The 11,994-nt window shown below is 71.8% G+C and carries 9 protein-coding genes; 5 read left to right on the top strand and 4 right to left on the bottom strand.

Features of this window, described 5'->3' with window-relative positions:
* Window positions 1-149: 149 nt before the first annotated feature.
* Entirely contained in the window at window positions 150-1,319 is a 1,170-nt protein-coding gene (locus ACZ3YL_RS42110; RefSeq protein WP_317621063.1) for a PP2C family protein-serine/threonine phosphatase, read from the bottom strand.
* 182 nt (window positions 1,320-1,501) lie between these two features.
* On the opposite strand from ACZ3YL_RS42110, the gene ACZ3YL_RS42105 reads away from it, so the two are divergent.
* From ACZ3YL_RS42105 to ACZ3YL_RS42095, 3 genes are all read left to right on the top strand, one after another.
* Window positions 1,502-2,443 (top strand): PrsW family intramembrane metalloprotease, encoded by a 942-nt coding sequence (locus ACZ3YL_RS42105; protein ID WP_188304907.1) that lies wholly within the window; start codon window positions 1,502-1,504, stop codon window positions 2,441-2,443.
* Window positions 2,444-2,561: 118 nt separating this feature from the next.
* On the top strand, window positions 2,562-2,780 hold the full coding sequence (locus ACZ3YL_RS42100; protein WP_188304908.1) for a heavy-metal-associated domain-containing protein: 219 nt from the start codon (window positions 2,562-2,564) through the stop codon (window positions 2,778-2,780).
* A gap of 65 nt (window positions 2,781-2,845) precedes the next feature.
* Window positions 2,846-5,116: a heavy metal translocating P-type ATPase gene (locus tag ACZ3YL_RS42095; protein WP_465663113.1), complete on the top strand. Its 2,271-nt coding sequence runs from the start codon at window positions 2,846-2,848 to the stop codon at window positions 5,114-5,116.
* Between the two features lie 138 nt (window positions 5,117-5,254).
* Here the strand turns inward: ACZ3YL_RS42095 and ACZ3YL_RS42090 are convergent, their stop codons facing one another.
* The 3 genes from ACZ3YL_RS42090 to recD2 form a co-directional block, all read right to left on the bottom strand.
* Window positions 5,255-5,974, bottom strand: coding sequence for an SDR family NAD(P)-dependent oxidoreductase (locus ACZ3YL_RS42090; RefSeq protein ID WP_188304910.1), 720 nt, complete (start codon window positions 5,972-5,974; stop codon window positions 5,255-5,257).
* Between the two features lie 612 nt (window positions 5,975-6,586).
* Complete coding sequence (locus ACZ3YL_RS42085) at window positions 6,587-7,876, bottom strand: citrate synthase (protein ID WP_188304911.1); 1,290 nt, start codon at window positions 7,874-7,876, stop codon at window positions 6,587-6,589.
* 225 nt (window positions 7,877-8,101) lie between these two features.
* Window positions 8,102-10,345, bottom strand: coding sequence for an SF1B family DNA helicase RecD2 (gene recD2, locus ACZ3YL_RS42080; protein WP_223242273.1), 2,244 nt, complete (start codon window positions 10,343-10,345; stop codon window positions 8,102-8,104).
* A 179-nt stretch (window positions 10,346-10,524) separates the two neighbouring features.
* Here recD2 and ACZ3YL_RS42075 point away from each other — a divergent pair, with 179 nt between their 5' ends.
* Both ACZ3YL_RS42075 and ACZ3YL_RS42070 read left to right on the top strand, forming a co-directional pair.
* A complete protein-coding gene (locus ACZ3YL_RS42075) occupies window positions 10,525-11,316 on the top strand; it encodes a VOC family protein (RefSeq protein ID WP_188304912.1) in 792 nt (263 codons plus the stop codon).
* A 91-nt stretch (window positions 11,317-11,407) separates the two neighbouring features.
* On the top strand, window positions 11,408-11,869 hold the full coding sequence (locus ACZ3YL_RS42070; protein ID WP_465663110.1) for a GNAT family N-acetyltransferase: 462 nt from the start codon (window positions 11,408-11,410) through the stop codon (window positions 11,867-11,869).
* The last annotated feature ends 125 nt before the right edge of the window (window positions 11,870-11,994 follow it).

Raw genomic sequence — 11,994 nt, 5'->3', positions numbered from 1 at the left:
CCCCACCGGCCCCCCCCCCCCCCCGATGTCGGCCCGACCCCCCAAAAACCCCCCCCCCCCCCCCCCCCCCCCCCCCCCCCCCCCCCCCCGGCACCCACCCTCCCGAAAGCCCACCCCCACGAACACACCCCCCGCTACGGTGCCCCCCCTCAGTCCATCCGACTGATCAGCAACAACAACGCGTCATCCCGCAGCTCCCCACCCGTGTGCGCCAGCAGATCCGCGTACACCCGCCCCACCGCCGCCTCCAGCTCCCCCGCCGAGCGCGCAGCTCCCCGCACCAGCGGCCCGACCCGCTCCGCCAGCGGGTAGAACTCCCCGCTCCTGCGGTGCCGGGCCTCGATCACCCCGTCCGTGCAGAGGACCAGCACGTCGTCCGGCCCGAACGGCTGCCCCCAGCTGGCCGGTTCCCCGGTCGCCAGCCGTCCGAGGCCGAGCGGTACCCACGGGTCGGGGGCGTCCAGCACGTGCGCCCGTCCTTCGCCGTCGACCCGGATCGGCGCCACGTGCCCGTACTGGAGCAGTTCCATCTCCCCGGGGGTGCGGAACTCGGCGAACAGCGCGGTGGTGAACTCCCCGTCGGGCACGTGCCGCTCGACGCTGGCCTCGATCCGCGCCGCGACGCCCCGCAGTCCGGATTCGTCGTACGCGGCCTCGCGGAAGGCGCCGAGCACCACCGCCGCGGTCTGGACGGCCGCCAGTCCCTTGCCCCGGACGTCGCCGACCGCGACCCGGGTGCCGTGCGGCGTCTCCAGCACCGAGTACAGGTCCCCGCCGATCCGTGAGGCGTCCGCCGCCGAGACGTACCGTACGGCCAGCCGCAGCGGCCCGACGGCCGGTCCGGGCAGTCGCAGCAGGGCCCGCTGGGCGGCCTCGGCGACGGAGCTGACCGCCGCGAAGGCCGCTGCCCGGCGCATCCGGATCTTGGCCACCCAGGCGGAGAACAGCGTCAACACCAGATAGCTGACCATCGCACCGTAAAGGAAGCGGGCGTCGTTGATGTTGTCGACCTGGTCGTAGTGGCTGAGTCCGAACACGGCGATCAGCCCGACCGCGCAGACCGCGAGCAGTTCGCCGGGTTTGAGGGTGAGCGCGGCGATGGCCGGGACGACGGTCATCAGCGGCGCGAGGTACCGGTCCTTGCCGGAAAGGAGGTCCGCGAGTGCGACCAGCAGGACGGCGAGCAGGGCCGGGGTGGCCCGCCGCCAGAACGGTACGTCCTGGAGGTCGGCGGCCAGCAGGGCGCCGCGCTGCCGGGCCTGCGGCAGTCCGGCGGCGGTGGGGGCCGAGGGTGACTGGGCGCGGCGGGTCGGAAACACATATCGAACATAAGGGACGATCGCGGCGCCGAACCACCCGCCCTCCCCGGTCCGGGCCCGTTTCCGGCCCGGTGGGTCGCGGGCCGCCCCCGCAGCCGTCCCGACCAGCCCCAAATGCCTGATTTGTCATAAAGTTCGACCAAAGCGGCTACTCAGCGGCTACTCAGAGGAGGCCCCGTCCGGTGTCCGGATACCGACCCGCTCCGCGCATCACCACACCCCCCGTCCGGGCGGCCGCCCGGCCCCACCACTGGGTCAAGTTCTTCGCGACCGGCTTACTGCTCTGGGCCTGCACCGTCCTGGTCACCTTCTTCACCGACAACAGCAACCTGGTCCCGACGATCGTGCTGCTCGGCAGCTTCCTCGTCCCGGCCACCGTGGTGATCTGGGCGTTCGAGCGCTACGCGGCCGACCTCGGCGCGGACCGGATCGTCACCTGCTTCGGCATCGGCGGGGTGATCGGCGTCCTGGGCGCCTCGGTACTGGAGTCGTACCTGCTCTCGCCCTCGGTGTGGATGTACGTCGGCGTCGGCCTGATCGAGGAGGCGGTGAAGCTGGCCGCGCTGGTGCTGGTCAGCCGGCGGCTGCGGGTCGTCGGGCTGCGGTACGGGCTGGTGCTGGGCGCCACCGTCGGCGCGGGGTTCGCCGCGTTCGAGAGCGCCGGGTACGCGTTCAACGCCGTGCTGAGCATCCAGGGGCTCTCGCTCGACGACCTGGTGGAGACGGAGATCCTGCGCGGGGTGCTCGCCCCGGTCGGTCACATCCTGTGGACGGCGATCATCGGCGGGGTGCTGTTCCGCGAGCGACGGGGCGGCCGGTTCCGCCTCACCGTCCCGCTGCTGCTGACGTACCTGGGCGTCTCGCTGCTGCACGCACTGTGGGACAGCATGAGCGGCATCGCCGTCTGGCTGGTCGCCCGGACCACCACCAGTGACTTCCAGCGCGCCCTGTTCGACCTGGGCTACATGCCGAACCCGTCCGGCGAGCAGGTCCACCTCTACACGGCGTACGACACCGCGGGGCTGCTGCTGGTCGCGCTGGGCGGGCTGCTCTGGCTGCGGATGCTGATCCGGCGCGAGCCCACCGCGCCGATCCCGGGGCAGTACCCCTCCGCTCCGGCCTGACCGAGGCCGTCGCCTACGATGCGATCCGCCTCCCCCACCTCTCGGGGAATACCCCGCAGGGGTATGGTGTTCGAAGAGCAGGAGAGCCACCACCCGCACCGACCTCCCGGAGGCACCGATGTCCAGCACCACCACCTACACCGTGTCCGGCATGAGCTGCGGCCACTGCGAGAAGGCGATCAGCGAGGAGCTCTCCACCCTGGACGGTGTCACCGACGTCGCCGCCGACGCCCAGGCCGGTACCGTGACGGTCTCCTCCACCGCCCCGCTGGCGGAGGAGACCGTCCGCGCCGCGATCGACGAGGCCGGCTACGAACTGGTCGGCCGCGCCGCCTGAGCCACCCGGTACGGCGGGGCCGGTGCCGGCCCCCGCCGTACGCCCCCAACAAGGAGCCGCTCCGCATGACCACCTCCGCCCCCGGTGTCGAGGCACGGGACCGGGTCGAGCTGTCGATCGGCGGGATGACCTGCGCCGCCTGCGCCGCCCGGATCGAGAAGAAGCTCAACCGGCTGGACGGCGTCGAGGCCGCGGTCAACTTCGCCACCGAGAAGGCCCGGGTCGACTACGGCCCCGGCGTCACGGTCGAGGACCTCATCGCCACCGTCGAGCGGACCGGCTACACCGCCGAAGTCCCGCCGCCCCCGGCCCCCGCCGCCCCCGAACCCGGGGAACCTGACCCGACCGACCCGACCGACCGGGCCGACCCGCTGCGCGAGCGCCTGCTGATCAGCACCGCGCTCAGCGTCCCGGTGGTACTGCTGTCGATGGTCCCGGCCCTCCAGTTCACCGACTGGCAGTGGCTGGCCTTCGCCCTCACCGGCCCGGTCGTCGTGTACGGCGGCCTGCCCTTCCACCGCGCCGCCTGGACCAACCTCAAGCACGGCGCCGCGAGCATGGACACCCTGGTCTCGCTCGGCACCCTGGCCGCGTTCGGCTGGTCCTGCTGGGCCCTGTTCGGGGGCCACGCCGGCCGGCCCGGGATGCGCCACGACTTCTCGTTCACCGTCGGCGCCACCGACCCGGCCGGCGCGCTCTACCTGGAGACGGCCGCCGCCGTCACCGTGCTGATCCTGCTCGGCCGCCACCTGGAAGCCCGCTCCAGACGCCGGGCCGGCGCCGCCCTGCACGCCCTGCTGGACCTCGGCGCCAAGGACGTCGCGGTGCTCCGGGGCGGCCGGGAGGTCCGCCTGCCGGTGGACCGGCTGACCGTCGGCACGCACTTCGTGGTGCGCCCCGGCGAGAAGGTCGCCACCGACGGCGTGGTGGTCGAGGGCAGCTCCGCAGTGGACGCCTCGATGCTCACCGGCGAGTCCGTCCCGGTCGAGGTCACCGTCGGGGACACCGTCACCGGCGCCACCGTCAACGCGGGCGGCCGGCTGGTGGTCGAGGCGACCCGGGTCGGCGCGGACACCCGGCTGGCCCGGATGACCCGACTGGTGGAGGAGGCCCAGAACGGCAAGGCCGCCGCCCAGCGGCTGGCCGACCGGATCTCCGCGGTCTTCGTCCCCGCCGTCCTGCTGGCCGCCCTCGCCACCCTGGTCGGCTGGCTGCTGGTCACCAGCAGCTCCACCGAGGCGTTCACCGCCGCCGTGGCCGTGCTGATCATCGCCTGCCCGTGCGCCCTCGGCCTGGCGACCCCGACCGCGCTGATGGTCGGCACCGGCCGCGGCGCCCAGCTCGGCATCCTGATCAAGGGCCCCGAGGTGCTGGAGACCACTCGCACGGTGGACACCGTCGTCCTGGACAAGACCGGCACCGTCACCACCGGCCGGATGACCCTGCTCGCCGTGCACACCGTCGAGGGCGTCACCGAGGAGGAGGCGCTGCGCCTGGCCGGGGCCGTGGAGCACGCCTCCGAACACCCGATCGCCCGGGCCGTGGCCTGGGCCGCCGCCGACCGCCTCGGCGGGCTCCCGCCGGCCCAGGGCTTCCGCAGTGTCCCCGGCCGGGGCGTGGAGGGTGTCGTGGACGGCCGTACGGTCGTGGCCGGCCGCGAGGCCCTGCTGGCCGACCGCGCCCAGCACCTGCCGCCCGCGCTGGCCGAGGCCAAGCGCGGGGCCGAGTCGGCCGGGCGCACCGCGATCGCGGTCGGCTGGGACGGGGAGGCCCGGGCCGTGCTGGAGGTCGCGGACGCGGTCAAGCCGACCAGCGCCGAAGCCGTCGCCCGGCTGCGCGCCCTGGGCCTGCGCCCGGTGCTGCTGACCGGCGACAACCGCGCGGTGGCCGCTGCGGTCGCCGCCGAGGTCGGCATCGAGCCGCAGGACGTGATCGCCGAGGTGCTCCCCGAGGACAAGGTGGCGACGGTCAGGCGGCTGCAGTCCGAGGGCAGGGTCGTGGCGATGGTCGGCGACGGCGTCAACGACGCGGCCGCGCTCGCCCAGGCCGACCTCGGCCTGGCGATGGGCACCGGCAGCGACGCCGCGATCGAGGCCGGCGACCTCACCCTGGTCCGCGGCGACCTGCGAGCCGCGGCCGACGCCATCCGGCTCTCCCGCAAGACCCTCGGCACCATCCGGGGCAACCTCTGCTGGGCCTTCGGCTACAACGTGGCGGCGATCCCGCTGGCCGCCGCCGGACTGCTCAACCCGATGATCGCCGGGGCCGCGATGGCCTTCTCCTCGGTCTTCGTGGTCAGCAACAGCCTCCGGCTGCGCCGCTTCCGGCCCGCCTGAGCGGACCAGGCCTGCCCCAACCAGCCCCGAGCGGACCAGACCTGAGCCGACCAGCCCTGAGCGGACAACCCGAGGGGCCCGGACCGACACGGGACGCTGTTGGTGCGTCCGACACCGGTCCCGGCCCCTCGTCATGCCTCAACGCCCCAGCAGCTCCCCGCCGTTGCAGTGCAGGATCTCGCCGGTGATGAACCCGGCCTCGGACGAGGCGAGGAAGTGCACCGCCGCCGCGACCTCGCCGGCCTCGCCGATCCGGCCGAGCAGCGTGCGCGCCGCCCGGCGGGCCACCTCGGCCTCGTCCAGCCGCGGCCCGAAGAACTCGGTGCCGGCCACCGTGCCCGGCGCGACGATGTTGGCGGTGATCCCCGAGGTGCCCAACTGGGCGGCCAGGAAGTGGTTCCAGGCGTGCAGCGAGGCCTTCGCCGCACCGTACGAGCCGGCCCCGCGCAGGGCGGCGATGGAGCTGATGGTGACGACCCGGCCGGAGCCGGGGGTGAGCCGGTCCCGGATCGACTCGGTGAGCAGCACCACGGTCAGCACGTTGCGCTCGAAGTCGCCGCGCCAGCGGGCCAGCAGGGCGTGCGGTCCACCCCCGACCACGGTCTCCCGGCTGCCGGCGTTGTTCACCAGCACGTCGATCCGCTCGGGCAGTTCGCGCAGCGCGGCCTCGACCGCGTCCGGGTCGGCGAGGTCGCACACCAGCGGGGTGACGTTCGGTCCGAGGTCGGCCGCGGCCTTCTCCAGGACCTCACGGCGGCGACCGACGATCACCACGCGCTCACCCGCCTCGGCGAACCGCCGCGCGACTTCGTACCCGATTCCCGTGCCACCGCCGGTGACGACGACGTTCCTGGCCATCTGCGCACTCCCTCCCCAGTTCCGCCGTCGCGCGACGAGGGGGCGCGACGGTCCGTACCGGAATGCCACGATTCCTATCACGCTCGGTTGCCGTGACTGTGGGGAGGGTGACGTCGTGCGCGAGGGAAGGTGTGATATGAGCGCGGTACGAAGTGCCTACGGAGCGTGGCGAGAGGCAGCTCACACCCCCCGGGCGTAACTTCTCGCACCCTGATACGTCTTAGGTTGGTAGTGCGGCAGTTTTTCCGCTGGGCGGGGCGCGGCTAACGGCAACGTGTCCCCGCGCTTCCAGCGGCTGCCGCCGACGGGGCTCCGGCGGGCCCCGGGAACGGTCGTCGAACTCTCGACGGCCTTCGCGCACGGCGCCGGGGTGTGGCGGGTCAGGGACGCTTTGAGCGGCCGTCCCCGGTCGCAGTCGGCCCCGGAGTCGTGCGCCGTACGGTTCCGTCCCCGCGCGCGGGCCCTTCCGGGTCCGGGGTGCGGGGACGCGAAGGGGCCCGGCCGCTCAGCAGCGGCCGGGCCCCTTTCGGTGCGGTGCTCCGTCAACGGCGCTCCGTCAACGGCGCTCCGTCAACGGCACTTCGTCAGCGGCGCCCCGTCGGCAGTGCTTCGTCAGCGCTGCTCGAGCTCGACGTAGTCACGGATCGCGACGCCGGTGTAGATCTGGCGCGGGCGGCCGATGCGGCTGGTCGGGTCGTTGATCATCTCGTGCCAGTGGGCGATCCAGCCCGGCAGCCGGCCGAGGGCGAACAGCACGGTGAACATGCTGGTCGGGAAGCCCATGGCGCGGTAGATCAGGCCGGTGTAGAAGTCCACGTTCGGGTACAGCTTGCGCGAGATGAAGAAGTCGTCCTTGAGGGCGTGCTCCTCCAGCTTGAGCGCGATCTCCAGCAGCTCGTCGCTCTTGCCGAGCTGGCCGAGGACCTCGTGCGCGAGCAGCTTGACCTGTGCGGCGCGCGGGTCGAAGGCCTTGTACACGCGGTGGCCGAAGCCCATCAGCTTGACGCCGGCTTCCTTGTTCTTCACCTTCGTGATGAACGCGTCGACGTCGCCGCCGTCCTGCTGGATGCTCTCCAGCATCTCCAGGACGGCCTGGTTGGCGCCGCCGTGCAGCGGGCCCCACAGCGCCGAGATGCCCGCCGAGATCGAGGCGAACAGGTTGGCGTGGCTGGAGCCGACCAGGCGCACGGTGGAGGTCGAGCAGTTCTGCTCGTGGTCCGCGTGCAGGATGAGCAGCTTGTCCAGCGCGTTGACGATGACCGGGTTGAGCTCGTAGTCCTCGGCGGGGACGGCGAAGGTCATCCGCAGCAGGTTCTCGACGTAGCTCAGGTCGTTGCGCGGGTAGACGAAGGGCTGGCCCGTCGACTTCTTGTACGCGTACGCGGCGATCGTCGGCAGCTTGGCCAGCAGGCGGACGGTCGACAGGTGGCGCTGGTCCGCGTCGAACGGGTTGTGGCTCTCCGGGTAGAAGGTGGAGAGCGCGCCGACCACCGAGGACAGCATCGCCATCGGGTGGGCGTCCCGCGGGAAGCCCTGGAAGAAGCGCTTGACGTCCTCGTGCAGCAGCGTGTGCTGGGTGATCTCGCGGCTGAACTCCGCCAGCTGGTCCGCGTTGGGCAGCTCGCCGTTGATCAGGAGGTACGCGGTCTCGACGAAGCCGCCCTGTGATGCGAGCTGCTCGATCGGGTAGCCGCGGTACCGCAGGATGCCGTTGTCGCCGTCCACGAAGGTGATCGCGGACTTGTACGCGGCGGTGTTACCGAAGCCGTTGTCCAGGGTGACCAGGCCGGTCTGCGGGAGCAGCTTCGAGATGTCGAAGCCGGAGTTGCCCGCAGTGCTCTCGACGACGGGGTACTCGTACTCGCCGTCCTGGTACCGCAGTACTACCGAGTTGTCGCTCACGTCTTCCTCACCGACGAAATGAATCCTCTTCCAAGGTGCCCTGACTGTCTCCACGATCCCCCATCCGGGGGACAGTCGCGCACCCGGGGTGGCCCGGAAGGGCCCGCCCCTACAAAACCTGCTGCCGCAGCCGGTACGAACCGGACAAGATCGGCACCACTCTAGGCTCTGCCGTAAATCTCTTCACGTCAAGAGAACATTAGAGGCAACCATCCTGTTGGATAATCATCCAGAAGCAAGTCGATGATCGAGCGCGGCGTGCCGCCGACCTGCACTGACGGCCCTCACGGCCTGCGCGATCGCCTTCCGTGACCCGACCAGCACCACGAGTTTCCTCGCCCTGGTCACAGCGGTGTAGAGCAGATTTCGCTGGAGCATCGTCCAAGCGGACATAGTGACCGGAATCACCACCACCGGGTACTCACTGCCCTGCGAGCGGTGGATCGTGACCGCGTACGCGTGGGACAGCTCGTCCAGTTCGTCGAAGTCGTACGACACCTCCTCGTCCTCGTCGGTCAGCACCGTCAGCCGCTGGTCGTCCACGCTGAGGGCGGTCACCACTCCCACTGTGCCGTTGAAGACCCCGTTCCGCCCCTTGTCGTAGTTGTTGCGGATCTGGGTGACCTTGTCCCCCACCCGGAAGGTCCGCCCGCCGAAGCGCCGCTCCGCCAGCCCCTCCCGGGCCGGGGTCACCGCCCCCTGCAGCAGCGTGTTCAGGTTCCCCGCCCCGGCCGGGCCCCGGTGCATCGGTGCCAGCACCTGCACGTCCCGGCGCGGGTCGAAGCCGAACTTCTGCGGGATCCGGCGCGCCACCACATCCACCGTCAGACCGGCCGCCAGCTCCGTGTCCTCCTCCACGAACAGGAAGAAGTCCGTCAGACCCTCCGTCAGCGGCGGCTTCCCCTCGTTGATCCGGTGCGCGTTGGTCACCACGCCCGACTGCTGCGCCTGCCGGAAGATCCGGGTCAGCCGCACCGAGGGGATCGGCCCGTCCTGCGCCAGCAGGTCCCGCAGCACCTCGCCGGCCCCGACCGAGGGCAACTGGTCCACGTCCCCCACGAACAGCAGGTGCGCGCCCGGCGGCACCGCCTTGACCAGCTTGTTGGCCAGGATCAGGTCCAGCATCGAGGCCTCGTCCACCACCACCAGGTCGGCGTCCAACGGCCGGTCCCGGTCGTACGCGGCGTCGCCGCCCGGCTTCAGCTCCAGCAGCCGGTGCACCGTGGAGGCCTCCGCCCCGGTCAGCTCCGCCAGCCGCTTCGCCGCCCGCCCGGTCGGCGCCGCCAGCACCACCTTCGCCCGCTTGGCCAGCGCCATCGTCACGATCGACTTCACCGTGAACGACTTGCCGCAGCCCGGACCACCCGTCAGCACCGCGACCTTCTCGGTCAGCGCCAGCCGCACCGACTGCTCCTGCTCCGGCGCCAGCTCCGCCCCGGTCCGCTTCGCCAGCCACTCCAGCGCCACCGGCCAGTCCACCCCGGCCGACCACGGCAACCGGTCGGAGTCCGAACGCAGCAGCCGCAGCAGTTGGTTGGCCAACGAGATCTCCGCCCGGTGGAACGGCACCAGGTACACCGCGGTGATCGGCTCGCCCGCCTCCCCCGGCACCGTCTCCCGCACCACCCCCTCGGCCGCGACCAGCTCCGCCAGGCAGTCGATCACCAGCCCGACGTCCACCTGCAGCAGCTTCACGCCGTCCGCGATCAGCCGCTCCTCCGGCAGGTAGCAGTGGCCCTGGTCGCTGCTCTGCGAGAGCGCGTACTGCAGCCCGGCCTTCACCCGCTCCGGGCTGTCGTGCGGGATGCCCACCGCCTGGGCGATCCGGTCCGCCGTCAGGAAGCCGATGCCCCACACGTCCGCGGCCAGCTTGTACGGCTCGTTCCGCACCACCCCGATCGAGGCGTCGCCGTACTGCTTGTAGATCCGCACCGCCAATGAGGTCGACACCCCGACCCCCTGCAGGAAGACCATCACCTCCTTGATGGCCTTCTGCTCCTCCCAGGCCGCGGCGATCTTCTTGGTGCGCTTCGGCCCCAGCCCCGGCACCTCGATCAGCCGGCCCGGCTCGTTCTCGATCACCTCCAGGGTGTCCACCCCGAAGCGCTCCACGATCCGCTCCGCGAACCGCGGCCCGATCCCCTTGATCAGCCCCGAACCCAGGTACCGCTGGATGCCCTGGATCGTCGCGGGCAGCACCGTCGTGTAGTTCTCCACCGTGAACTGCCGCCCGTACTGCGGGTGCGACCCCCACCGCCCGTGCAGTCGCAGCGACTCCCCGACCTGCGCCCCCAGCAGCGCGCCCACCACCGTCAGCAGGTCGTTCGCGCCCCGGCCGGTGTCCACCCGGGCCACCGTGTAACCGGTCTCCTCGTTGGCGTAGGTGATCCGCTCCAGCACGCCCTCGACCTGCGCGAGCTGGCGCACCGCCTGCTCAGCCTGCCGCCCCGACTGCGCCGCCTTGCCCATCGGAGCCCCCTTCGACCGGTACGGGTGGACCATTCCGTCACGCACCGTACCGCCCGGCGGGGACAAGCCCCGACCGCCTGCGGACCCGCCGTGCACCACCCCCACCGAGGTGCCAGGCTGGAGGGTCCAGGGGGCCGTCGACCGCGCCCGTAGGGGACCGTCCGAGGAGCAGTGCCGCCATGCTCAACACCGACTTCCGCCCCGGGTCCCCGGACTGGCTCGACCTGAGCAGCCCCGACACCCGGGCCTCCGTCGACTTCTACGCTGCCCTGTTCGGCTGGACCTTCGACTCGGCCGGCCCCGAAGCCGGCGGCTACGGCTTCTTCCAGCTCGACGGCCGCACCGTCGCGGCACTCGGCCCGCTCGCCGAGGACGGCACCCCGCCCGGCTGGACCGTGTACTTCGCCACCGACGACGCCGACCGCACCACCGACCTCGTCCTCGAGGCCGGCGGCCGGGTGCGGTTCGCCCCCTTCGACATCTTCACCTCGGGCCGGATGGCCGGCTACACCGACCCGACCGGCGCCGACTTCGCCGTCTGGCAGCCGCACGACACCCGCGGCCTGGACCTGGTCAACGAGCAGATCAGCCTCTGCTGGACGGAGTGCCACAGCATCGACGCCGAGCGGGCCAAGAGCTTCTACCGCACGGTCTTCGGCTGGCAGGAACAGGATGTCCCGCTCGGCGAGGTCCTCTACACCGTGCTCACCCCGGCCGGCGGCGGCACCGACGACGCCCACGGCGGCATCGTGCAGCTCGGCCCGGAACAGACCGCGCGCGGCACCAGCTCGCACTGGCTCCCCTACTTCGAGGTCCCCAACGTCGACGCCGGCCTCGCCATCGCCGGCCGGCTCGGCGCGGAGGTGCGGATCCCGGCGATGGACGTGCACGGCGTCGGCCGCCTCGCCCAGCTCCAGGACCCGCACGGAGCCGTCTTCGCCGTCATCACCAGCACCCCGGCCGGGGAGTGACCCGGCATCGGCCCAGAGGGGCCGTAGAAGGGCGCTACGGGCGTAGACAAGGGCCCTTCGGCCCGGGCAGGGAGATCCCTATCCTCTGACCATGACTGAAACGGCTGTTCTGACGATCCGAAGGGCCATCGAGGCCGACCTGCCGGCGATCGTCGCCATGCTCGCCGACGACCTGCTCGGCGCCACCCGCGAAACCCCCGACGACCTCACCCCGTACCGCACCGCCTTCGCCCGCATCGACGGCGACCCCCAGCAGCACCTGGTCGTCGCCGTACGCGCCGGCCGCATCATCGGCACCCTGCAACTCACCCTCATCCCGGGCCTGTCCCGGGCGGGCTCCACCCGCGCGATCATCGAAGGCGTCCGCGTCCACAGCGAAGAACGCGGCAGCGGGCTCGGCACCGAACTGATCCAGTGGGCCGTCGACCGCGCCCGCGAACTCGGTGTCGACCTCATCCAGCTCACCTCGGACGCGTCCCGCACGGACGCGCACCGCTTCTACGAGCGGCTCGGCTTCGTGGCCTCGCACGTCGGATTCAAGCTGAAGCCCTGAAGCCCTCATGAAGCCCCGCTAAAACCCGGAAAACGCGAAAAGGCCCACCCGGAAACCCGGGTGGGCCTTTTCTGAAGAATTGTTCGGCGGCGTCCTACTCTCCCACAGGGTCCCCCCTGCAGTAC

It is taken from the genome of Kitasatospora sp. NPDC023176 (genome assembly GCF_055560495.1).
This window is presented reverse-complemented; position numbering and strand designations above follow the sequence as displayed.

What these genes read in the sequence shown, in the direction of transcription:
- ACZ3YL_RS42100 (WP_188304908.1), top strand. Translation starts at nt 2,562, where the DNA reads ATGTCCAGCACCACCACCTACACCGTGTCCGGCATGAGCTGCGGCCAC.
- ACZ3YL_RS42075 (WP_188304912.1), top strand. Translation starts at nt 10,525, where the DNA reads ATGCTCAACACCGACTTCCGCCCCGGGTCCCCGGACTGGCTCGACCTG.
- ACZ3YL_RS42095 (WP_465663113.1), top strand. Translation starts at nt 2,846, where the DNA reads ATGACCACCTCCGCCCCCGGTGTCGAGGCACGGGACCGGGTCGAGCTG.
- ACZ3YL_RS42090 (WP_188304910.1), bottom strand. Translation starts at nt 5,974, where the DNA reads ATGGCCAGGAACGTCGTCGTCACCGGCGGTGGCACGGGAATCGGGTAC.
- recD2 (WP_223242273.1), bottom strand. Translation starts at nt 10,345, where the DNA reads ATGGGCAAGGCGGCGCAGTCGGGGCGGCAGGCTGAGCAGGCGGTGCGC.
- ACZ3YL_RS42070 (WP_465663110.1), top strand. Translation starts at nt 11,408, where the DNA reads ATGACTGAAACGGCTGTTCTGACGATCCGAAGGGCCATCGAGGCCGAC.